This window comes from Acetobacter fabarum (assembly GCF_011516925.1).
GTDB classification, from domain to species: Bacteria; Pseudomonadota; Alphaproteobacteria; order Acetobacterales; family Acetobacteraceae; genus Acetobacter; species Acetobacter fabarum.
Genome location: NZ_WOTG01000001.1, coordinates 309,068 through 330,688, shown reverse-complemented (window position 1 = coordinate 330,688; position 21,621 = coordinate 309,068). Strand labels below are relative to the sequence as shown.

General features: G+C 57.5%; 22 protein-coding genes. 17 read left to right on the top strand and 5 right to left on the bottom strand.

Annotation, left to right across the window (positions count from 1 at the left end; all coding sequences use genetic code 11):
* Positions 1-7 precede the first annotated feature (7 nt).
* From rpsH to GOB83_RS01480, 17 genes are all read left to right on the top strand, one after another.
* Complete coding sequence (gene rpsH, locus GOB83_RS01560; RefSeq protein ID WP_086647132.1) at positions 8-406, top strand: 30S ribosomal protein S8; 399 nt, start codon at positions 8-10, stop codon at positions 404-406.
* Between the two features lie 10 nt (positions 407-416).
* A complete protein-coding gene (gene rplF / locus GOB83_RS01555; protein ID WP_086647133.1) occupies positions 417-950 on the top strand; it encodes a 50S ribosomal protein L6 in 534 nt (177 codons plus the stop codon).
* Entirely contained in the window at positions 950-1,312 is a 363-nt protein-coding gene (gene rplR, locus GOB83_RS01550) for a 50S ribosomal protein L18 (RefSeq protein WP_086647134.1), read from the top strand. Before rplF ends, rplR begins: the two co-directional genes overlap by 1 nt.
* Before the next feature lie 15 nt (positions 1,313-1,327).
* Positions 1,328-1,903, top strand: a complete 576-nt coding sequence (rpsE, locus tag GOB83_RS01545) for a 30S ribosomal protein S5 (RefSeq protein ID WP_048852990.1) — start codon at positions 1,328-1,330, stop codon at positions 1,901-1,903.
* Complete coding sequence (gene rpmD / locus GOB83_RS01540; protein WP_086647135.1) at positions 1,896-2,081, top strand: 50S ribosomal protein L30; 186 nt, start codon at positions 1,896-1,898, stop codon at positions 2,079-2,081. Before rpsE ends, rpmD begins: the two co-directional genes overlap by 8 nt.
* Position 2,082: 1 nt before the next feature.
* Positions 2,083-2,571 carry a 50S ribosomal protein L15 gene (gene rplO / locus GOB83_RS01535; protein ID WP_165925038.1) on the top strand — a complete coding sequence of 163 codons (489 nt, stop codon included), beginning with the start codon at positions 2,083-2,085 and terminating at the stop codon, positions 2,569-2,571.
* A 140-nt stretch (positions 2,572-2,711) separates the two neighbouring features.
* Complete coding sequence (gene secY / locus GOB83_RS01530) at positions 2,712-4,064, top strand: preprotein translocase subunit SecY (RefSeq protein WP_086647137.1); 1,353 nt, start codon at positions 2,712-2,714, stop codon at positions 4,062-4,064.
* Positions 4,061-4,729: an adenylate kinase gene (locus GOB83_RS01525; protein WP_086647138.1), complete on the top strand. Its 669-nt coding sequence runs from the start codon at positions 4,061-4,063 to the stop codon at positions 4,727-4,729. The genes secY and GOB83_RS01525 overlap by 4 nt, the downstream gene beginning before the upstream one ends.
* Positions 4,730-4,850: 121 nt before the next feature.
* The gene (gene rpsM / locus GOB83_RS01520) at positions 4,851-5,228 is read left to right on the top strand and encodes a 30S ribosomal protein S13 (RefSeq protein WP_086647139.1); all 378 of its coding nucleotides are present in this window, start codon (positions 4,851-4,853) and stop codon (positions 5,226-5,228) included.
* Between the two features lie 63 nt (positions 5,229-5,291).
* Positions 5,292-5,684 carry a 30S ribosomal protein S11 gene (gene rpsK, locus GOB83_RS01515; RefSeq protein ID WP_025826926.1) on the top strand — a complete coding sequence of 131 codons (393 nt, stop codon included), beginning with the start codon at positions 5,292-5,294 and terminating at the stop codon, positions 5,682-5,684.
* 110 nt (positions 5,685-5,794) lie between these two features.
* Positions 5,795-6,814, top strand: a complete 1,020-nt coding sequence (locus GOB83_RS01510) for a DNA-directed RNA polymerase subunit alpha (protein WP_165925037.1) — start codon at positions 5,795-5,797, stop codon at positions 6,812-6,814.
* 31 nt (positions 6,815-6,845) lie between these two features.
* A complete protein-coding gene (gene rplQ, locus GOB83_RS01505) occupies positions 6,846-7,271 on the top strand; it encodes a 50S ribosomal protein L17 (protein WP_025826922.1) in 426 nt (141 codons plus the stop codon).
* A 195-nt stretch (positions 7,272-7,466) separates the two neighbouring features.
* Positions 7,467-8,507, top strand: coding sequence for an ABC transporter substrate-binding protein (locus tag GOB83_RS01500; protein ID WP_165925036.1), 1,041 nt, complete (start codon positions 7,467-7,469; stop codon positions 8,505-8,507).
* On the top strand, positions 8,486-9,268 hold the full coding sequence (locus GOB83_RS01495) for an ABC transporter permease (RefSeq protein WP_369823061.1): 783 nt from the start codon (positions 8,486-8,488) through the stop codon (positions 9,266-9,268). Before GOB83_RS01500 ends, GOB83_RS01495 begins: the two co-directional genes overlap by 22 nt.
* Complete coding sequence (locus tag GOB83_RS01490) at positions 9,265-10,071, top strand: ABC transporter ATP-binding protein (protein WP_194301238.1); 807 nt, start codon at positions 9,265-9,267, stop codon at positions 10,069-10,071. Before GOB83_RS01495 ends, GOB83_RS01490 begins: the two co-directional genes overlap by 4 nt.
* A gap of 85 nt (positions 10,072-10,156) precedes the next feature.
* A complete protein-coding gene (locus GOB83_RS01485; RefSeq protein WP_086647141.1) occupies positions 10,157-10,390 on the top strand; it encodes a hypothetical protein in 234 nt (77 codons plus the stop codon).
* Positions 10,391-10,443: 53 nt separating this feature from the next.
* Positions 10,444-10,620 (top strand): DUF1328 domain-containing protein, encoded by a 177-nt coding sequence (locus GOB83_RS01480; RefSeq protein ID WP_165925034.1) that lies wholly within the window; start codon positions 10,444-10,446, stop codon positions 10,618-10,620.
* An 82-nt stretch (positions 10,621-10,702) separates the two neighbouring features.
* On the opposite strand, the gene GOB83_RS01475 is transcribed toward GOB83_RS01480, so the two are convergent.
* From GOB83_RS01475 to GOB83_RS01455, 5 genes are all read right to left on the bottom strand, one after another.
* Complete coding sequence (locus tag GOB83_RS01475; RefSeq protein WP_165925033.1) at positions 10,703-12,256, bottom strand: efflux transporter outer membrane subunit; 1,554 nt, start codon at positions 12,254-12,256, stop codon at positions 10,703-10,705.
* Positions 12,257-15,559, bottom strand: a complete 3,303-nt coding sequence (locus tag GOB83_RS01470) for an efflux RND transporter permease subunit (RefSeq protein ID WP_165925032.1) — start codon at positions 15,557-15,559, stop codon at positions 12,257-12,259.
* Complete coding sequence (locus GOB83_RS01465; protein ID WP_165925031.1) at positions 15,556-18,735, bottom strand: efflux RND transporter permease subunit; 3,180 nt, start codon at positions 18,733-18,735, stop codon at positions 15,556-15,558. The genes GOB83_RS01470 and GOB83_RS01465 overlap by 4 nt, the downstream gene beginning before the upstream one ends.
* A complete protein-coding gene (locus GOB83_RS01460; protein ID WP_165925030.1) occupies positions 18,732-19,940 on the bottom strand; it encodes an efflux RND transporter periplasmic adaptor subunit in 1,209 nt (402 codons plus the stop codon). The genes GOB83_RS01465 and GOB83_RS01460 overlap by 4 nt, the downstream gene beginning before the upstream one ends.
* A 178-nt stretch (positions 19,941-20,118) precedes the next feature.
* Positions 20,119-21,513 (bottom strand): MFS transporter, encoded by a 1,395-nt coding sequence (locus GOB83_RS01455; protein ID WP_086647147.1) that lies wholly within the window; start codon positions 21,511-21,513, stop codon positions 20,119-20,121.
* Positions 21,514-21,621: the final 108 nt, after the last annotated feature.

Sequence of the window (21,621 nt, the reverse complement as noted above, 5' to 3'; positions counted from 1 at the left end):
GCTCGAGATGTCGCTTTCAGATCCTTTGGGTGATATGCTCACCCGTATTCGCAACGCTCAGCGTGCACGTCACAACTCTTGTGTTGCTCCGGCATCCAATCTGCGTGTGAACGTGCTTGAAGCTCTGCAGCGCGAAGGTTACATCCGTGGCTACAAGCGCGAAGAAGTGCGGAAGGGTATTTCCCAACTGCACATCGAGCTGAAATACGCGGAAGGTGAACCGGTTATTCGTGAAATCCAGCGTGTTTCCCGCCCTGGCCGCCGCGTCTATTCCAAAATTAAAGAACTGCCGCGTGTGTGCGCTGGTCTGGGTGTTTCCATCCTGTCCACGCCGCGTGGTGTTCTGTCCGATGTAGAGGCCCGCGCCGCCAATGTTGGTGGTGAAGTCCTTTGCCGCGTATTCTGAGGAGGGATAAATGTCACGAGTAGGCAAGTATCCCGTCGAAGTTCCGGCAGGGGTTACAGTTTCCATCGCGGACGGTGTTTTCAAGGCCAAGGGTAAGCTGGGTGAGCTTTCTCTGCCCATCTCCAGTCATGTTACGGCTGAAGTGAAGGACAATTTGGTTGTTGTGCAGCCAAATGGTACCGAATCTCAGGCACGCATGATGTGGGGTACAACACGCGCACTTATCGCTTGTGCGGTCAAAGGTGTTTCTGACGGGTTCTCCAAGACCCTGGAAATTACCGGGACAGGTTATCGTGCTGCAGTGCAGGGTTCTAACCTCGTTATGAACCTCGGCTTTTCTCACGACGTGATCTATCCGATTCCTGCTGGCATCAAGATTTCTACCCCGCGTCCTACCGCGATTGTGGTGGAAGGGATTGATAAGCAGCGTGTTGGCCAGGTGGCTCTGGATATTCGTAGCTATCGCAAGCCTGAGCCTTACAAAGGCAAGGGTGTTCGTTATGATACGGAAACCATCCGCCGTAAGGAAGGCAAGAAGAAATAATGAGCACTCAGCAGGAATTGCGGAATCGGCGGCGCGCGCGTCTCCGTTTTCAGCTTCGCCGCAAGGCTGGTGGCCGTCCTCGTCTGTCGGTTTTCCGGTCTGGTAAGAATATCTACGCTCAGGTGATTGATGACGCACAGGGGGTTACCCTTGCTGCAGCATCGACGCTGGATAAAGAACTGCGTGAAGCCCTGAAAAACGGCGCAACGCGGGAAAGCGCTGGTGCGGTTGGTAAGCTGGTTGCCCAGCGTGCTGTTGCGGCTGGTGTGTCTCAGGTCGTGTTCGACCGGGGATCTTATCTTTATCACGGGCGCGTCAAGGCCCTGGCGGAGGCGGCCCGTGAGGGCGGTCTCTCCTTCTGAGGAAAGGATCACGCAATGGCTCGTGAACCAAGAGAAGGCGGTCGAGGCGGCCGTGAGCGTGAACGCGAAGGCGATGAACTGGTTGATAAGCTGGTAACCATCAATCGCGTTGCAAAGGTTGTTAAGGGTGGTCGGCGCTTTGCGTTTGCTGCTCTGGTTGTGGTTGGTGACCAGAAGGGTCGCGTGGGCTACGGCGCCGGTAAGGCCCGTGAAGTTCCTGAAGCGATCCGTAAGGCTACCGAACGCGCCAAGCGTGGGATGATTCGCGTTCCCATGAAAGAAGGGCGCACGCTGCACCATGACGTTGCTGGTCACTTCGGTGCTGGTAAAGTTGTGCTGCGTTCGGCTGAAGCCGGTACGGGGATCATCGCTGGTGGTCCGATGCGTGCCGTGTTTGAAAGCCTTGGCATTAACGACGTTGTTGCCAAGTCCTTGGGGACCCGGAACCCGCATAACATGGTCAAGGCGACTTTTGACGCGCTGACACGTTGTGCCAGCCCCCGTGCTGTGGCAAACCGCCGCGGCAAGAAAGTGGCGGAAATCTTTGGCAAGCGCGACCAGGCTGCTGGTGCGGAGGCTGCAGATGTCTGATAAAAAAACTTTCAAGGTGACACAGATTGCGTCCGGTAACGGACGTAAGCCGGGTCAGCAGGAAACCCTGATCGGGCTTGGTCTGAACAAGATCGGGCGCGAAAAGGTTCTGGAAGATACCCCGTCTACCCGGGGTATGGTCCGCAAAGTGGCCCACCTGGTGAAGGTGGAGGACTAATATGAGACTCAACGAACTTCGTGATAACGAAGGTGCTCGCTACCGCAAAAAGCGGCTCGGGCGCGGTATTGGTTCCGGTAAGGGCAAAACGTCCGGTAAGGGTGTGAAAGGCCAGAAAGCACGTGAGGGTGTTTCCCTCAACGGGTTTGAAGGTGGTCAGCTCCCGATTTACCGTCGTCTGCCGAAGCGGGGCTTTAAAAACATCTTCCGCATGGTCTATGCACCAGTTAACCTTGGTGCAGTAGAACAGGCACTGGCCGATGGTAAGCTGGAAAACGGCGTGACCATCACCGAAGAAGCGCTGAAGAAAGCCGGTCTGGTCGGGACCGGTAAGTACGCAGGGGTTCGCATTCTGGGTGAAGGCGAACTGACAAAAGGCGTTTCTTTCGAAGTGTCTGGCGTTTCTGCTTCTGCTAAGGCTGCCATTGAAAAAGTTGGCGGCAGCATCAAGCTGCTGGTGACGGCACCTGTGGAAGCTAGCGCCTCCTGATTGGCATGGGGGAGAGAGCAGTGGCAGACCCTGTTCTCTCTTCCGTGTTTAAGTCAGAACAGCTGTCTGATATTTTTCAGGCAATCATGCCAGCGTCTCCACTTTGTGTGGCGGCGCTGTTTGTGTGAAAGGACGGATGCATGGCTTCCGCGGCCGAACAACTGGCTGCCAATTTTAACGTAGGCTCCTTTGCCAAGGCGACGGAACTCAAGAAGCGGATCTGGTTTACGCTAGGCGCGCTGATTGTTTACCGTTTGGGAACGTATATTCCTGTGCCCGGTGTAGATGCTACGGTTATGGGGCAGCTTCTGGCGCAGCATCAGGGCGGCATTCTTGGCATGTTCAACATGTTTTCGGGGGGTGCTCTTGGGCGTATGACCGTCTTCGCGTTGAACATCATGCCCTATATCTCTGCGTCCATTATCGTGCAGTTGATGTCTACGGCGGTGCCCTCTCTTGAAGCCCTCAAGAAAGAGGGTGAGCAGGGGCGCAAAAAGCTCAACCAGTACACGCGTTACCTGACCGTGCTGATTGCGGTTTTTCAGGCCTACGGGATTGCGATCGGGCTTGAGAATGTTCAGAGCGGCGCTGCTGTTGTGAATCCGGGTCCGCTTTTTCTGGTCACCTGTGTAACAGCACTGGTGGGCGGAACAATGTTCCTGATGTGGCTTGGTGAGCAGATTACGTCGCGCGGTGTTGGTAATGGGATTTCTCTCATTATCTTTGCCGGTATCGTGGCCAACCTGCCGCATGCCTTGGTGAGCCTTTTCCAGTTGGGGTACACGGGCGCTCTGTCGTCCTTCTTTGTGCTTCTGTTCCTTGTGCTGGCTGGTCTGACCATCATGTTCATCGTGTTCATGGAACAGGCACAGCGGCGGGTTATCATCCAGTATCCCAAGCGGCAGATGGGGCAGCGCATGTTTGGTGGAGACACCACGCATATGCCACTCAAGGTGAACACGGCGGGGGTTATTCCACCGATTTTTGCCTCTTCGGTGCTGCTGATTCCTGTTACCCTGGCAGGGTTCATGAACGGTAAGTCATTGCCGGGCTGGTTATCATTTCTGGGTGAAGAGCTGGGGCAGGGGCAGCCTCTGTATCTGCTCTTTTACGCATTGATGATTATCTTTTTCTCGTACTTCTATGCTGCGGTGACCTTTAACCCGGCAGAGACGGCAGATAACCTGCGTAAGCAGGGTGGGTTCATTCCTGGCGTGCGGCCCGGTGCTTCCACTGCATCGTACTTTGACAAGATCCTGACGCGTCTGACGACCATTGGCGCGGCTTATATGGTGGCGGTCTGTCTGTTGCCGCAGATCCTGATCAGTCGCTATAATGTGCCCTTCTACTTTGGTGGGACCAGCCTGATCATTATTGTGTCGGTTACGATTGATACGGTTACTCAGGTGCAGTCACACTTGGTGGCGCATCAGTACCAAGGGCTTATGCGTAAGTCTCGTGGTGGCAGGAAGCAGAGGATCATCAGACGATGAATATTATTTTTCTGGGCCCGCCTGGGGCCGGAAAAGGGACGCAGTCCAAGCTTCTGGAAGAACGCCACGGACTGATCCAGATTTCCACCGGAGATATGCTGCGTGCCGAAGTGGCGCGTGGCTCCGAGGTTGGTAATCAGGCGAAGGCATTGATGGTCGCGGGCAAGCTTGTGCCCGATGCCCTGATTATTGCCATGCTCAAAGACCGGATTGCCCAGCCGGACTGCCAGAATGGGTTTATTCTGGATGGCTTCCCCCGCACTCTGGGGCAGGCTGAAGAGCTGGATGCCATGCTCGCAGCGGATGGGAAGAGCATTGATGTCGTGCTGTTCCTGGACGTGAATGAAGAGATCCTTGCAGATCGTATTTCTGGACGTTTTACCTGCGCACAATGTGGGCAGACATATAACGAAGCGTCCAACCCGCCCGTAAAGGAAGGCGAATGCGATAGCTGTGGGAGTCATGAGTTCAAGCGCCGGGCAGACGACAAGCGTGAGACAGTTGTTGAGCGCCTGAAAGAATACCGCAATCTGACCGCGCCGATTCTGCCGTTTTATGAAAAAACGGGGCGTTTGCGTAAGGTAAACGGCATGCTTTCGACTGCTGAAGTGACAGCAGAAATTGAAGCAGCGCTTAAGGATAGCGGCGTGATCACGAAGAAGTGATCAGTTTTCGTTGACTTGTAACGGTGGTCGGTATATTTCGCGGCCACCAAGTGAAATCCGCCCAGTCAAGACAGGGCTATGAGCCGTTCGCTGTAAAAGCGGGCGAACAGGAGTATAAGGCGTGGCACGTATTGCCGGCGTGAATGTCCCGACAAACAAGCGGGTTGTGATCGGGCTTCAGTATATTTATGGAATTGGCGCATCTAAGGCGGCAGAAATCTGCAAGTCCTTGGAGATTCCGGAAGCAAAGCGGGTTAACGAACTCAGCGACGATGAAATCATGAAGCTCCGTGAGCTGATTGATGGCACCTATCGCGTTGAAGGCGACCTGCGTCGTGAAATTGCGATGAACATTAAGCGCCTGATGGATCTTGGTTGCTACCGCGGCCTGCGTCATCGTCGTGGCCTGCCGGTGCGTGGTCAGCGGACGCACACCAATGCCCGTACCCGTAAGGGTAAGGCAGTGGCCATTGCCGGTAAGAAGAAAGCAACCCGTTAATCCAATCCGCTAAGGCGGCCAGCCTGCAAACGCAGGCTGGACAGGGACTGAGGTAGAAAAGACATGGCGAAAGCCGCAACACCGCGTGTTCGTAAAAAAGAGCGTAAGAACATTATTTCGGGCGTGGCGCATGTGCTCTCCACGTTCAACAACACCATGATCACCATCTCTGATGCTCAGGGGAATGCTATCTCCTGGTCTTCTGCTGGTGCGCAGGGCTTTAAGGGCTCGCGGAAGTCTACGCCTTATGCGGCGCAGGTTGCGGCTGAAGATGCAGGCCGCAAGGCCCGTGAACACGGCATGGAAACGCTGGAAATTGAAGTTTCCGGTCCTGGGTCGGGGCGTGAAAGCGCACTGCGTGCCCTGCAGGCTGTTGGTTTCACGATCACTTCCATTCGTGATATGACACCAGTCCCGCACAATGGCTGCCGCCCGCGCAAGCGTCGCCGCGTCTGAGCTTACGAGCGGAAAGGCTGCCTGATAACAAGCCGCCTTTCCATTTGTTGTGTCCACTTCAGAGAAATCGCTGCGTAAGCAGTGGTTTTTCGTATTGAAAGGCCGGTCCATTGGTCCTTCAGAAAAACTGGCAATCTCTGATCAAGCCCGAAAAGCTTGAAGTTGAATCCGGAGTGGAGCCCGCTCGTATCGCAACCGTAGTGGCTGAGCCGCTGGAACGCGGTTTTGGTATGACGCTCGGTAACGCCCTGCGTCGGGTTCTGCTGTCTTCTCTTCAAGGTGCTGCGGTCACGGCGGTTCAGATTGACGGCGTTCTGCACGAGTTTTCGTCCGTTGCCGGTGTGCGGGAAGATGTCACTGACATCGTCCTGAACATCAAGCAGCTGGCGTTGCGCATGCACGGTGAAGGGCCGAAGCGTATGGTGCTGACGGCTACTGGCCCCGGCGAAGTGCGCGCAAGCCAGATCCAGACAGGTCATGACATTGAAATCATGAACCCTGATCTGGTCATCTGCACGCTTGATGACGGCGTCAAGCTGGGCATGGAATTTATTGTTAATACCGGAAAAGGCTATGTTCCTGCGGCGGCTAACCGCCCGGAAGATGCCCCGATCGGCCTGATCCCGGTTGATGCAATCTATTCGCCCGTCAAGCGCGTGTCCTATAAGGTGGAACCGACCCGTGTTGGTCAGGTCACCGACTATGACAGGCTGCTGCTTACGGTCGAAACAAATGGTGCGGTAACGCCCGAAGATGCAGTGGCTCTGGCCGCGCGCATTCTGCAGGATCAGTTGCAGCTCTTCATCAACTTTGATGAGCCGCGTCCTGTACAGGCTGAAGAGCCTGAGGATGATCTGCCGTTCAACCGTAATCTGCTGCGCAAGGTGGATGAGCTTGAATTGTCTGTTCGTAGCGCAAACTGCCTGAAGAACGACAACATCATCTACATCGGGGATCTGGTTCAGAAGAGTGAGCAGGAAATGCTGCGCACACCGAACTTTGGCCGTAAATCCCTGAACGAAATTAAGGAAGTCCTGACCTCCATGGGGCTGTCCTTGGGTATGAATGTCCCGGCCTGGCCGCCGGAAAATATTGAAGAGTTGGCAAAGCGGCTTGATGAGCCGTTTTGATCTGACTTTTCCCGATACTAGGAACTGAACCATGCGTCACCGGATTGCCGGCCGAAAGCTCGGCGTTACCTCTTCTCACCGTGCAGCCATGTTCCGCAACATGGCTGTGGCTTTGATCAAACACGAGCAGATCACCACCACGCTTCCCAAAGCGAAGGAACTGCGCCCGTTTGTTGAAAAGCTGATCACCCTTGGCAAGCGTGGCGATCTGCACGCACGTCGGCAGGCATTTGCTGTGCTGCGTGATGATGTGATTGTTAAAAAGCTGTTTGCAGCCGTGGCAGAACGCTACAAGGCCCGCAACGGTGGTTACACACGCGTCCTGCGTGCTGGCGTGCGTTATGGCGATGCCGCTCAGATGGCCGTGATCGAACTGATCGACCGCGATGTGAGCGCAAAAGGGCAGGACAGCGGTCCGCGCCCGGAAGTGGAAGATAAGCAGGATCTTGCTGCTTAATCTTTTGCTCGCAAGTGCAATGAAGGAAGCTGGCTCTCAGGAGCCAGCTTTTTTTATGTCCTGTGTGCGCGCCACGATGTGATGCAAATCTGCGTGGAATAAAAATATTTCATGCTTGCTCGTGAGTGATTGACAAAGACAAGAATATATCCACTATTATTTTTGATAAAATATTTCAGCGAAAGAGATAACGTCATGAAACGTGCGTTGCTAAAAATGCTAACGTTTGCCACCGTGGCATTGGGTTGGGCTGTAAGCCCGGCACAGGCGGCGGACAGCATTCGTATTGGCTATATTCCTGTTCTGGGCTCTTCCGCGCTGTTTGTGATTGATGGGGAAGGCTGGGCCAAGCAGGCAGGGCTGGATGTGCAGCTTGTCCGCTTTACCTCTGGCCCGCAGGCTATTCAGGCACTCGTATCCGGGCGGATTGACGGCTACGTAGCAGGGGTGCTGCCCTTGTTGCAGGCCCGCGCGCATGGCGTGGATGTTAAGGTTGTCGCAACCGCCTCGATTGAGGAACTGTCGGTTATTGCGCGCGGCGCACTGGCAGAGGGCCTGAAGCCGGATAGTGAGGCCGGACTGACGCCAGATGCGGTAAAGGATATTTTGGCGCGGTTCAAGCAGGACCAGAAGCGTCTGCCACGTCTGGCAGCCCAGCCTGCCGGTTCGGTGCCAGACACACTATTGCGCTACTGGCTGCAAAAGCAGCTTGGCTTTGCGCAGGTCAATACCGTGGCCTCCATTGTTGGGGTGGATATTGATGCGGCACAGCAGGCATTTCTGGCAGGTGCTGTGGATGGCGCGGTTTTGAGGGAGCCAGCCCTGACAGTTGTTAAAACCCGTCTGCCGGACGCCCGCATTCTGGCTTCGGGCCATAGCATGATGCCAGACCAGCCGGGTTCCGTTCTGGCAATTGTCAAGCCTGATGCACCTGAACACAAGGCATGGGCCGGAACACTGACCAGCCTGTTTGTGCGTGCGACAACTTTGCTGGCTCAGCACCCGGATGATGCTGTGCCATTTGTGCAAAAAGCGCTTGGCGGTGGTATGCTGAATGATAGTGTGATGAAAGCCGCGCTGGAGCATTCTGCTTCCCGTTTTGTCAGCGACCCGGCGCGTATTGTGGAAAGTGTCAAGCAGTTGCAGGAATTTGAAGTGGCCGAAGGTCTGTTGCGTAAGGCAGAACCTGTTGAAGATCTGTTTGATACGGGTCTGTGGCAGCAGGCCAAGCCGTGAGTGTAAAATTGTCTGGACCCGCTCGCCTGGGGCTTGGGCTGGCGGGGCTTGTTCTGTTCTTTGGCGTGTGGGAGGCAGCAGTCCAGTCCGGGCTGCTGCCATCTGGCATGGTGCCAGCACCTTCTTCCCTTGGTCCGGCCTGGCTGGATGAGGTGCGGGGAGGGTTCTGGCAGCAAGCCATTCTGGATAGTCTGAACCATTATCTGCTGGGCCTGCTTATTGGCTCCGTTCTGGGGGCCGGGCTTGGCATTCTGTGCGGTATGCTGGGGCTATTGGATAGTCTGCTGGAAGGCGTTGTCCGCCTGCTGCGGCCTGTACCGGGGCTGGCCTGGGTGCCGTTTGCCATTCTCTGGTTTGGGCTGAGCACGGCTGGGGCTACTTTTGTTATTGCCATATCGGTTTTCTGGATCAATTTTTACGCAGCCCACAGTGCCGTTCGTGGGGTGGACCCCGAGCTGTATGAACTGGCTTCCGCCTTCGGGCATGGCAGTTTTGTGGGGCGGTTGGTCAAGATTGTCCTCCCAGCTTCCGCACCGGGCATTATGGCCGGGTTGCGTACGGGGCTGGGGCAAGGGTGGATGTCCGTTGTGGCGGCGGAACTGTTTGGCGTGCCGGGTATTGGTGCCCGCATGATGCAGGCTTCCAGCCTTCTGGCGACCGATGTTGTGGTGGTTTACATGCTGACCATGGCCATGCTGTATGCCATTACCGATTTTCTTTTTGGGTTTGTGCGTAAATGGGTACTCAGGTGGCAGCCATGAGCAAGGCGGATGTGGTTGCCTCCTTGCATGATGTTGGCCTCTCTCACGATGGTGGCGCCCATTTTGTGCTGCGGCATGTCAGCCTGACGCTGGAGCGTGGGGAGTTTGTTGCACTTCTGGGGCCGTCTGGTGTGGGTAAATCCACGCTGCTCAGGGTTCTGATGGGGCTTATGCACCCAACGGAAGGGCAGACAGGAGGTTCGGCCTGTGTAGCGGATGCCGGGGCACATGCCACGCGGCGGAGCCGGGCTATGGTGTTCCAGGATGCGCGGCTTCTGCCGTGGCGCTCGGTGTTGCGGAATGTCATGTTCGGGCTGGAAGGCCTGCACCTGAGCAAGAGCGAAAAAATAGCCCGTGCGCAGGAGGCCCTGCGTCTGGTTGGGCTGGAGGATGCGCAGGACCGGCTCCCGCGCCGTTTGTCTGGTGGGCAGCGGCAGCGTGTGGGGGTTGCCCGCGCCCTGACCGTGGACCCCGACCTGTTGCTGATGGATGAGCCGTTTGGGGCGCTGGACCCCATTACCCGCACCAGCCTGCAGGAAGAGTTGCAGCGGATATGGCAGCAGACACACAAAACAGTGCTGTTTGTGACGCATGATATTGAAGAGGCTCTTCGCCTTGCCACACGTGTTGTGGTGCTGGCCGGTGGCCCCCCTGCGGGGATTACGGGCGAAATTGTGCTGGATATGCCGCACCGCAACCCCGATACCCCTGCCTTCAGAACCTATGCCGCGCGCTTGCGCGCCATGATTGCAGGTGAGCCTGATCCGGGTGGGGAAGCCTACTGGCGCTCGGCTGAAATCTAGTCTTGAGCAAAAAAATCGTTCACATAGGCATCTTTAGGGGTGCAAGGCGCGTTACCCCTTAATCCAGTATGGAGGACATCCTCGTATGAGTGATGAGAGCAAGGCAGATTTTGGTCTTGAGGATGGTATTGGCAATCTTCAGGACGGTGCCGATGGTTTTTTTGGCAAGGTGTCCAGTTACGATGCCCTTAATCCGGGCAAGCGCAGCACCGCAGTAGAAGCTCTGCGGGATGTTGTTATTGACCAGCCATTGTTGACCGTTGCTACGGCAGGTGTTGTCGGTCTGATTATTGGGATTTTTCTGCGGCGCAGAAAATAAGTGGGCAAGAGCGTTCCGGCTCTGGTCAGGATTGAAATGCAAGGGAGTGCGTTATGCTGAAACTGGCACTGTTTTTTCTGGTTGTTTCACTTGTTGCAGGGCTGTTTGGTTTTGGCGGAATTGCCTCTGCCTCGGCCGGTATGGCTAAAATCCTGTTCTTTATCGCCATCATGCTGTTTGTTGTTTTTCTGGTTGTGGCCCTGCTGGTCGGCCGTGCGGTCATGAAGTAACGGCGCCTGACCACTTTGCAAACGGTATAAAAAAACCTCCGGGGCCAGCGCTCCGGAGGTTTTTTGTTGGGCGGTGGTCCGCCTAGTTTTTGTCTTTTTGAATAAAGGAGGGCAGGAGCGGGTTGTCTGTCTGCATGGAGTTTTTGCTGGGGAGTTCGGAGGCATTCCATCCCCCGCCAAGGGCTTCCACCAGACTGACAGAGTCCAGAATACGGCTTTGCTGGATTTGCAGTGCGGTCTGCGCGTTGGACAGGGCCGTCACCTCGGCGGTAATCACGGTCGTGTAAATCTGGGTGCCTGCCATATACTGGTTGAATGCAACCGTAACGGCCTTGTTGGCGGCATCCAGCGCAACATGCTGCTGCTCTGCCTGATCAGCCAGAATACGCAGGTTGGAAAGCTGGTCTTCCACCCCCTGCAGGGCTGTCAGTACGGTTTGCCGGTAGGTGGCCACATAGGCGTTGTAATTGCTGTCGGCCTCATGGACGGCAGCAGTTCTTGCGCCCCCGGCAAACAGTGTTTCCGTAGCCGAGGCGCCAAGGGTCCAGATGCGGTTTGCAACCTGCACAAGAGAGCCAACAGGGTCCCCGCTATAGGAGTATGTCGCCGTGAGTTTGACATCGGGGTAGAACGCCGCCATGGCCGCGCCAATCTGGGCGTTGTATTCCTCCATCCGGCGCTCGGCCGCCGCAATATCGGGGCGGCGCTGGAGCAGACTGGCCGGAACCATAACCGGAATAGCCGGAATGGCCCGTGGCAATGCGCCATGGGGGATGGAAAGGTCCGCAGGGGCTTTACCCATAAGAACAGCAATGGCGTGCTCATACTGTGCGCGGGCTATGCCGGTTGCGGTGGCCTGAGCGCGGGTCTGTTCCAGCTGTGTTTTGGCCTGCAGTAGGGTGGTTGGGTCTGCCGTGCCTGCATCATACTGGTTTTTGGTGATCTGGTACGAGCGCTCATAAAACGCCACGTTTTTGGTCAGCAGATCATACAGGCTGTCCTGATACCGCAGGTTGAAATAAGCCGTGGCCAATTGTGCCTGATAAGACAGGCGTGCATTGGCAAGGTCTGCGGCTGTGGCTTGTGCTTCTGTAACCTGAGCCTGAATCTGCCGCCTGATCTTGCCCCATAAATCCAGATCCCACGAAACACTTGGCCCCGTGGCATAGGTGTTTTCGGTCGAGTTGGAGGGGGTTGCGCTCGTGCTGCTCGAGCCATCGGAACCATAATTGATAATGGTGCCGCTGGAGCGCGACCCGCGGCCCGAACTCTGTCGGTTGAAGGAGAGCGCACCGCTGAGCGTTGGGTAAAGCTGTGCCCGGATGGAGTTAATGGTGGCCCGGGCGTTACGGTAGCGTGCCTCGTACTGAATGATATTCTGGTTGTTGATGTCTACCTGAGCTTCCAGAGCATTCAACTGCGGGTCGTTATAGATTGTCCACCACGAACCTTTGGGCAGGCTGGCCAGTTGTGGGGCAGCGTACTGCCAGCCCGGTGCCGGACGCAGTTCCTTGAAGGTGGGCGAGATAATGGGAGTGGGCCGTTTGTAATCCGGCCCAACCATGCACCCGGCCAGAGCGGCAGGTGCCAGCAGCAGGGACAGGCGAAGGGAAAGGAAGGGACGATAAAAAGGCATTCAGCGGTCCTGCCTGAAGCTGCGGGAAAACGATAACGAGCGGATAAAAGACCCGGCACGGGCCTGCCAGGCATCGAACATCAGATAAATAACCGGCGTTGTATAAAGGGTAAGGGCCTGGCTCACGATCAGCCCGCCAACAATGGCAATGCCAAGTGGGTGCCGCAGTTCGGCCCCGTATCCGTTGGCGACCATAAGCGGGGCAGCCCCCAAGGCCGCTGCGACCGATGTCATCATGATCGGGCGGAAGCGGAGCAGGCAGGCGGTGCGTATGGCATCATGGGCGGACATACCCTCTTCGCGTTCGGCCATAATGGCAAAGTCCACCAACATGATGGCATTTTTTTTCACAATGCCAATCAGCAGGATCACCCCGATCATGGCAATGAGCGAGAACTCCTCCCCAGCCAGTTGCAGGGCCAGCAGGGCGCCTACACCAGCCGAGGGCAGGGTGGAGAGAATGGTCAGCGGGTGTACGTAACTTTCGTACAGAATACCCAGCGTAATATAGACGGCCACAAGGGCTGCCAGAATAAGCAGGGGTTCATCGCTGACCGCTTTCTGGAACTGCGCGGCATTGCCAGCAAAACTGCCGTGGATGGTATTGGGCATATGCAGCGCGACTTGTGCGGTGTTGATGATCTGCGTGGCCGTGCCCAGAGAAACCCCCTTGGCCAGATTGAACGAGAGCGTAGCCGCAACCGCCAGCCCCTGATGGTTGACCGAAAGCGGGGTGCGGCTTGGCACCAGATGAGTAACCAGTGTGAGCGGCACCATGGCTTCGGATGAGGTGCTGACTGCTGAACCATTGGACGCACCAGCCCCCCCGGCCAGCGCATTGGCAATCTGGTTTTTAAAGGACAGGGAACTCTGGCTGGCCTGCGTGCTGGTGGAGCCGGTGCTGGAGGCATTGCGCACCCGAATGGTGTTGGAGCGCGTTCCCCCACCAGCCGAGCCCCCGGCAACGCTTATCCAGACCTGCATCAGACTTTCCGGGTTGGACCAGCTTTTGGGGTCGGCCTCCATGATCACGCGGTACTGGTTGAGCCTGTTATAGATGACCGAGGCTGCGCGCTGGCCAAACGCATCGTACAGCGTGTTGGACAGGAGCTGGGGGGTAATGTTGACACGGGCGGACGTATCCCGGTCGATCTGGGTGCTAATAGCCGAGCCACCGAGCTGCACGTCGGAGGAAAGGGTTGTCAGTTCCGGGTGGCGGCGCAGCTCTGCCAGCAGGCGGGCGGTCCATGTGTAGAGCTCTGATGAGTTTTCACCCTCCAGCGTATACTGGTACGCCGCATTGCTCTGCCGTGCGCCGGAACGGATGGCACCGGGCTGCATCAGAAAAAAACTGGCTCCGACCAGATTACGCAATTTGCGGTTAACACGGGCGATCAGGTCGGTCGGGGTATCGTTCCGGGCAGCTTTATCCTTGAGCTGCAAAAACACCCCTGCCTCGTTGGAGGAGCCTCGCCCCCCGATAAAGGAGGACACGCTCTCCACATCGCGGTCGTGCAGCAGCACTTTCTGCACTTCGGTCAGCTTTTTGGCTAACGCCCCGAAGGAGATTGACTGGTCCCCCTGCAGGCGCCCCATGAGCATGCCCGTGTCTTCCACCGGGAAAAACCCCTTGGGCATCAGCATGAACAAGGCTGCCGTAAGGGCCAGTGTAAAGGGCAGGCTGAGCAGGACGGTCTTGTGGTAGCGCAGGGCAAGGTCGAGCGAGCGGGTATAACCGGTCTGCATATGGTCCAAAAATGCAGTCATGGCGGCAATAGCGTGGCGCATCAGGCTGCCAGAACCCGCAGGGGCCGTGCCTGCCGTATGGGGCACAAGCAGGTAAGCCGCCATCATGGGGGTCAGGGTCAGGGACAGCACCATCGAGATCAGGATGGTGATGGAAACTGTCATGGCGAACTCATGGAACAGGCGGCCAGCCAGCCCCCCCATGAGCAGAATGGGCAAAAAGACGGCAATCAGGGAGATGGAGATGGAAATAACCGTAAAGGCCACCTCCGCACTGCCTTTTATGGCGGCATCCCGTGGGGGGAGGCCCTGCTCTATGTAGCGGGCTATGTTTTCCATCACCACAATGGCGTCATCCACCACAAAGCCGGTGGAAACCGTAAGCGCCATGAGCGACATGTTATCGAGCGAAAAACCAAGCAGGCGCATAACGCCAAAGGTCGCCACAATGGAGGTGGGCACAACCACGGCGGGAATAAGCGTCATGCGGAGCGAGTGCAGGAAGAGCAGCACCACCAGCACCACAAGTATGACCGAGATCAGCAGGGTCAGCTGCGTATCTACCAGCGCTGCACGAATGGTCAGTGAGCGGTCAAGCCCCACATGCAGGGCCACACCACCGGGCAGGGCGGATTTAAGCAGGGGCATTTCCGCATTGATCTGGTCCACGGTGTGAATCACATTGGCCCCGGCCTGGGGGAACACCACCGCAATAACCGATGCCTGACCATTATAGTACCCGGCGTTGCGCAGGTCTTCCACGCTGTTCTGCACCTGCGCCACATCGGCCAGTCGCACGGGGCGGTTGTTGCGCCATGCAATAATCAGGTCACGGTAGTCCTGCGCCGTGCGGACCTGATCATTCGTGTCCAGCGTGTAGCGGACGCCGTTCTGGTCAATAATCCCTTTGGGGGTGTGGGCATTGGCAGAGGCAAGGGCTGCGCGTACGTCCTCAAACCCGATACCGTATTTGAACAGGGGCAGGGGGTTTATTTCCGCCCGGATGGCAGGCAGCGCACTCCCGCTGATTTCCACCTGACCCACGCCCTGTATGGCGGACAGGTGCTGCACCAGCACGTTGGTTGCGTAATCATAAAGCTGGGGGCGGGTGTGGGTGTCCGATGTCAGGGTGAGAATAAGGATCGGCGCGCCGTTTGGGTTGGCTTTGCGGTAGCTGGGGTTCTGCCGCAAGGAGGAGGGCATGTCCGCATGGGCGGCCTGAAGGGCGGCCTCCACATCCCGCGCGGCACCGTTAATATCGCGCGAGAGGGCGAACTGGAGCGTAATGCGTGTGCTGCCTTCGGTAGATTGGGATGTCATTTCCGTAACATCGGCAATCTGCCCAAGGTGCCGCTCCAAGGGGGCGGCCACGGCACTGGCAATTTCCTCCGGGGAGCCGCCAGCCTGCCGTGCCTGCACCTGAATAACCGGGAAGTCCACGTTAGGCAGGTCGGCAACAGGCAGGCCACGGTAGCCCAGTAGCCCCCCAAGGAACAGGGCTACGCTTAGCAGGATGGTGGCAACAGGCCGGTCAATAAAAATCCGGCTGATATTCACGGCACGGGTTGCCCGCTAGGGGGGGATGCAGAACCGGGGGGGCGCAGCCCGCGCCATTTATGCGCCCATGTGTCCAGCGTAAGGTAGATGACCGGTGTGGTGAACAGGGTCAGCAACTGGGAGAGGGCAAGCCCGCCAATAATGGCCAGCCCCAGCGGATAGCGCAGTTCGGACCCCGTACCATGCGAGAGCACCATGGGCACGGCCCCCAGCATGGCCGCCAGTGTGGTCATGAGAATGGGGCGAAAACGCAGTGTGGCCGCCGTGCGAATGGAGCGCAGGCTGTCCATCCCATGTTCACGCTCCGCCTCCAGCGCGAAGTCGATCATCATGATGGCGTTTTTCTTGACAATGCCAATCAGCAGCACAATGCCAATAATGCCCATGATGTCGAGGTTAACCCCCGCAACAATCAGGGTCAGCAACGCGCCAATGGCGGCCGAGGGCAGGGTGGAGAGAATGGTAACCGGGTGGATAAAGCTCTCGTACAGAATGCCCAGCACAATATAGACGGCAATAATGGCGGCAGCGACCAGAAACAGTTCGTTGCTGAGTGAGCCTTCAAATGCCGCTGCTGTCCCTTGGAAAGATGTCTGGAAAGCTGCGGGGAGGTGGATGTCCGCCTCCACCCGGCGGATGGCGGCTGTGGCATCCCCCAGCGCATAGCCGGGTGCGAGATTGAACGAGATGGTCGTGGCCGGGAACTGCCCAAAATGGGTTAACAGCAGGGGAGCTGTTTCCTGCGTGACCTTGGTGACTGCTGGCAGAGGCACCAGCCCGGAGGTTGGCGAGCGCGTGGGGCCGGATGTGCTCTCCCCCGTATTACCGCTGATACCGGGCAGGTAAAGCTGGTTGAGCGAGGACATCTCTTTTTGAAAGCGCGGTTCGGCTTCCAGAATAACGCGGTACTGGTTGGACTGCGTATAGATGGTGGAAATCTGGCGCTGGCCAAAGCTGTCATACAGCACGTTATCCACGGTCTGGGGTGTAATCGAGTAACGCGCACCTGTGGGGCGGTCGAGCGTTACGCGTGCGACCAGCCCTTCGGCCTGCAGGTCGGAGGTGACATCCGCAAGAGAGGGTTCCTGCCGCAACCGTTCGATCAGCTTGGGCACCCATGTTTTGAAGGCATCGTAATCGGGGTTTTCAAGCAGGAACTGGTATTGTGTTGCCGATACGGTTGTATCGAGCGAGAGGTCCTGCACGGGCTGGAGGTAGAGCTTTATCCCCGCAACCTGCGCTGTTTCCTGCTCCAGCCGTGCTGCAATTTCGGTGGCGGAGGAGGAGCGGCTGTCATGCTCTTTCAGGTTGATCAGGAAGCGGCCCTGGTTAAGCGTCGCATTCTGCCCGTCCACCCCCACAAAGGAGGAGAGGGAGGCCACATCCGGGTCCTTCAGGATTACTCTGGCCAGTTCCTGCTGATGCACCTTCATGTTCTCGAACGAGATGGACTGCGCCGCAACGGAAATACCCTGAATAACCCCCGTATCCTGCACGGGGAAAAACCCTTTGGGAATGTACCAGCCCAGCAGGCCGGTCAGCACCAGTGTCCCCACGGCCACGCCCAGTGTGAGCTTGCGCCATTCCAGCACCACATCGAGCATACGGTCATAGGCCGCAATCAGGCGCTCGGTTGCCACTTCCATCCGAGCGGACCAGCGCAGGAACGGGGTGGCAGCCGTGCCTGCGTCATGCGGGCGCTCGGAAAGAATACGGGCGCACATCATGGGAACAAGTGTGAGCGACACCACGGCAGACAGAATGATGGTCGTGGCCAGCGTAAGGGCGAATTCGTGGAACAGGCGGCCCACCACATCGCTCATGAACAGCAGCGGAATAAGCACGGCAATGAGCGATATGGTCAGCGAGATAATGGTAAAGCCAATTTCCCCCGCCCCCTTGAGCGAGGCGCTCATGCGGTCCTCGCCCGCTTCCACATAACGCGAGATGTTCTCGATCATCACAATGGCATCATCCACCACAAAACCGGTGGCGATGGTGAGAGCCATGAGCGAGAGGTTATCGAGCGAGAAGTCGAGCAGATACATAATGGCCAGTGTGCCGATAATGGAAAGCGGCACGGACAGGCTGGGAATAATGGTGGCGGGAACATTGCGCAAAAAGACAAAAATAACCGCCACAACCAGCACAAGTGCGAGAAACAGCTCGAACTGCACATCGGCTACGGAGGAGCGGATGGTGGTGGTGCGGTCTGTCAGGGGGATAATATCAATCCCCGGTGGCAGGGTCTGGCGCAGGGTGGGCAGGGTGGCCTTGACGTTGTCCACCACGGCAATCACGTTGGCACCCGGCTGGCGCTGCACGTTCATGATCAGGGCCGGGGTCTGGTTGGACCACGCGGCAAGCTGTGTGTTTTCCGGCCCGATCACAACCGTAGCTACGTCGCGGATGCGGACCGGCCCGCTGCTCTGGTAGGCAATGACCTGATTGAGCAGCATTTCCGGGCTGGTAATCTGCCCGTCCACCCGCAATGTGGCCGAGCGTTGTGCTCCATCAAACGTACCCGTGGGGGAGTTGACGTTCACATTGCCAATGGTTGTACGCAATGTGTCCAGATCAATGCCGTAGGAGGTCAGCTTGGGCACGTTGACCCGCACACGGTAGGCCTTGCGGTTGCCGCCTGAAAGCGTAACCAGCCCCACGCCCGAAATCTGGCTGATTTTTTGTGCCAGACGGGTGTCCACGTAATCTTCCACCTCGGGGAGCGGAATGGTGGCCGAAGTAATGCCCAGTGTGAGCACAGGGGTGTCTGCCGGGTTGACCTTGGCGTAAACCGGGGGGGCGGGCAGGTCGGTTGGCAGCAGGGAGTTGGCCTGGTTAATGGCGGCCTGCACTTCCTGCTCCGCCACATCCATGGACATGGACAGGTCAAACCGAAGGGTAATGACCGATGCCCCACCCGATGAGCGCGATGTCATCTGGTCCAGACTGGGCATCTGGCCAAGCTGTGTTTCCAGCGGCGCAGTCACCGAGGTAGCCATAACATCCGGCCCCGCACCGGGATAGAAGGTCTCCACCGTTATGGTGGGGTAATCAACCTGTGGCAGCGCGGAAATGGGCAGAAAATGGTAGCCCAGCAACCCGGCCATAAAAATGGCCAGCATCAGCAGCGTAGTTGCAACGGGCCTGCGGATGAAAATGGCAGATGGGTTCACGGCGTGGCATGGTCCGGTGCTGGGGTGGGAGCCGTGGTGGGAATGCTCACCTTGATTCCGGCGCGCAAATGGTCTGTGCCGTCCGTAACCACCCTGTCGCCTTCCTTCAGCCCGGAGGTGACAACGCTGAGCGTACCGTTGGAAATGCCGGTGGTCACGGGCTGGACGCTGACCGTGTCATCATCCTTGACAACATATACGAACAGGCCGGAGGGGCCGGTCTGCACAGCGGTTGTGGGCAGGAGCAGAACGTGGTCCAGCGTTTTAACCAGCAGGCGTGCGTTAACAAACTGGTTGGGGAAGAGGTGTTCGTCCTCATTGGTAAAAATGGCGCGCAGGCGCACGGTGCCGGTTGCCGTGTCAATCTGGCTGTCCAGCGTGCTGACCGTGCCATCGGCTATTTTTTGTGTGTTGGAACTGTTCCAGGCCGAAACAGGGAGCGATTTGCGCGCCTGTAGCTGGGCAAATACTTCGGGCAACTGGTCTTGCGGCAGCGTGAAAATGACCGAGATAGGCTGCATCTGTGTCAACACCGCCAGCCCGCCGGACTGGCCGGCCGCCACGTAGTTGCCCTGATCCACTGCACGAATGCCAATGCGCCCATCCACTGGCGCAATAATGTGGCAGTAGATCAGTTGCAGCTTCTGGTTATCCACCAGTGCCTGATCAGCCTTGACCGTGCCTTCAAGCTGCTGAACCGTAAACTGCTGGTCGCGTGCGGTTTTGGCGTCAATACTGTCCTGCTTGATCAGGCGCTGGTAGCGCCCGCTGTCCACCCTTGCCTGTTCAAGCTGTGCCTTGTCCTGAGCAAGCTGGCCTTCATACTGCTCCAGTTGTACCTGATAGGGGCGGGGGTCGATCAGGGCGAGCAGGTCACCCTTATGCACGTGCTGGCCTTCGGTAAAAAGCACCTGCATCAGGTAGCCTTCCACACGGGTCTGCACGGTTACGTTGGTAATGGGGACAACCGTGCCCAGTTCGGTCAGTTCCACGGGCATACTGCCGGCGTGCACTGTCTGTACCGCTACAGGCTGGCTCTGGCTGGAATCAGCCGCGCCGTGGTGCGTTTTGTGGCCTGCCTGCGGGCGCAGGAAGGCAAAGCCCAGAATACAGGCGGCCACCACGGCACCACCCGTCAGAAGCAGGCGCTTTTTGGAGGAACGCGGCTTGGCGGGGGAGGCGGAGGGCGGAGAGTTATCGTCCATGAGGTGCGCTGTTCGTTAACCTAAGTTGCGTCAGAAAATGCAGGGGAACGCTGTGCATAGGGGCACCCTGTTTACAGAGGGAACTGTGCTGAACTCTTTGTCCAAGTGCAAGCCTCCTCATTGAAACCGTGCATAAAATAACATTTCGCTATGTAATTTGTGCGTTAAAAGCGTGCGCTTAACGGCGGTTACCGCTCATGTTTGCCCCTGCAGAAGGCGAAAGTGCGGCGCATAGCGGCACGGCCAGCAGGGAGATGCCGCCAGTCACAACAAAGCCGAGTGCAAAATCGGTCATGTTTGCAGGGGTGTTATGGTGCAGCCTGCTCAGCACGGTCAGGGTGCCTGCGGCAATGCAGATTCCGGCCGAAAGCATGATCTGCTGCATGGTGGAATACAGGCTGGTGGCCGCACTCATCCGGTCCTGCGGAATGTCGGCATAGGCAACGGTGTTATAAGCCGAAAACTGGAGCGACTGGGCCGCCCCGGCCAGTGTGAGCACAAGCGAGAGCAGCCATAAAGGGTAGCTCGGGCGGAAAAGGGCGATCAAGGCAAAGACCAGTGCCGCGGATGAGCCATTGGCCATGAGAATGGTGCGGAACCCCCAGCGCTTGAGCAGTGCCGGCACAAAGGGGCGCATGGCAATGGCCCCCAGTGGAGCCACAAAGGTGACAAGCCCGCTCTGTGCCGCGCTCAGCCCCGCCCCGATCTGCAGGAAGGACGGGAGCAGAAACGGCAAAGACCCCACCGCAATGCGTGATGCCGCTCCCCCAAAAACGGAAATGCGAAAGGTCTGGAAGCGCATAAGCCGCAGGTCCAGGAGCGGAAAAGACGTACGCCCTGCGTGATGGGTGTAAATGCCCAGCAGCAGCAGGCCTGTGCATAAAAGGGCCGTAACAAGTGCAGGCGAGCCTGTACCGTGGCTGAACAGTTCTGCAAAAACAGACAGCACCGCCAGCCCGCCCCCTGCCAGAAACAGGCCTTTGAGATCAAACGGAGGGGGGGAGGGTTCGCGTACTTCGGGGATAAAGCGGTAGGTCAGGAACAGCCCGACCACACCGACAGGAATATTCAGGTAAAAATTCCACCGCCATGTCAGCCAGGAGGTAATATACCCCCCCACCACAGGCCCCAGCAGGGGGCCGAGGGTGGCTGGCAGCATCATCCATGTCATGGTGCGTACAAGCTGGTCCGCTGGGGTGCTGCGAATAACCGCCAGCCGCCCCACGGGCACCATAAGGGCACCACCAATGCCCTGTATGGTGCGCATGATGGCCAGAAACAGCAGAGAGTGGGCGGTACCGCAAAAAATTGAACTGCCCACAAAAATGCAGATTGCCACCATCAGGATCGTGCGGCTGCCCAGACGGTCAGCCAGCGCACCAGATGCGGGAATAAAAATGGCCAGCCCGATAATATAGGACGTCAGGGCAACAGACGTGGCGACCGTGTCCACATGCAGGCTATGGGCGATGGAAGGCAGGGCCGTTGCCAGAATGGTGCCATCAAGCTGTTCCATAAAAAACATGGAACCAACAATGAGCGCAGTCAGTTGTGTGGACGTCGGAGAAGGCATGCCTAGTCAGAGACGCGTTTTTGCGGTCTGATGCAACAGGCGATCGTGCAGATCTCCGGTCGCTTCCATGCGCGGGCCGTTACGGAATGGTTCAAAAAAGGAGAAAGT

Bases quoted from the DNA above. Each gene is read 5' to 3' on its own strand.
- rpsH (WP_086647132.1), top strand. From the start codon at position 8: ATGTCGCTTTCAGATCCTTTGGGTGATATGCTCACCCGTATTCGCAAC.
- rplF (WP_086647133.1), top strand. From the start codon at position 417: ATGTCACGAGTAGGCAAGTATCCCGTCGAAGTTCCGGCAGGGGTTACA.
- rplR (WP_086647134.1), top strand. From the start codon at position 950: ATGAGCACTCAGCAGGAATTGCGGAATCGGCGGCGCGCGCGTCTCCGT.
- rpsE (WP_048852990.1), top strand. From the start codon at position 1,328: ATGGCTCGTGAACCAAGAGAAGGCGGTCGAGGCGGCCGTGAGCGTGAA.
- rpmD (WP_086647135.1), top strand. From the start codon at position 1,896: ATGTCTGATAAAAAAACTTTCAAGGTGACACAGATTGCGTCCGGTAAC.
- rplO (WP_165925038.1), top strand. From the start codon at position 2,083: ATGAGACTCAACGAACTTCGTGATAACGAAGGTGCTCGCTACCGCAAA.
- secY (WP_086647137.1), top strand. From the start codon at position 2,712: ATGGCTTCCGCGGCCGAACAACTGGCTGCCAATTTTAACGTAGGCTCC.
- GOB83_RS01525 (WP_086647138.1), top strand. From the start codon at position 4,061: ATGAATATTATTTTTCTGGGCCCGCCTGGGGCCGGAAAAGGGACGCAG.
- rpsK (WP_025826926.1), top strand. From the start codon at position 5,292: ATGGCGAAAGCCGCAACACCGCGTGTTCGTAAAAAAGAGCGTAAGAAC.
- rplQ (WP_025826922.1), top strand. From the start codon at position 6,846: ATGCGTCACCGGATTGCCGGCCGAAAGCTCGGCGTTACCTCTTCTCAC.
- GOB83_RS01500 (WP_165925036.1), top strand. From the start codon at position 7,467: ATGAAACGTGCGTTGCTAAAAATGCTAACGTTTGCCACCGTGGCATTG.
- GOB83_RS01490 (WP_194301238.1), top strand. From the start codon at position 9,265: ATGAGCAAGGCGGATGTGGTTGCCTCCTTGCATGATGTTGGCCTCTCT.
- GOB83_RS01485 (WP_086647141.1), top strand. From the start codon at position 10,157: ATGAGTGATGAGAGCAAGGCAGATTTTGGTCTTGAGGATGGTATTGGC.
- GOB83_RS01480 (WP_165925034.1), top strand. From the start codon at position 10,444: ATGCTGAAACTGGCACTGTTTTTTCTGGTTGTTTCACTTGTTGCAGGG.
- GOB83_RS01475 (WP_165925033.1), bottom strand. From the start codon at position 12,256: ATGCCTTTTTATCGTCCCTTCCTTTCCCTTCGCCTGTCCCTGCTGCTG.
- GOB83_RS01460 (WP_165925030.1), bottom strand. From the start codon at position 19,940: ATGGACGATAACTCTCCGCCCTCCGCCTCCCCCGCCAAGCCGCGTTCC.
- GOB83_RS01455 (WP_086647147.1), bottom strand. From the start codon at position 21,513: ATGCCTTCTCCGACGTCCACACAACTGACTGCGCTCATTGTTGGTTCC.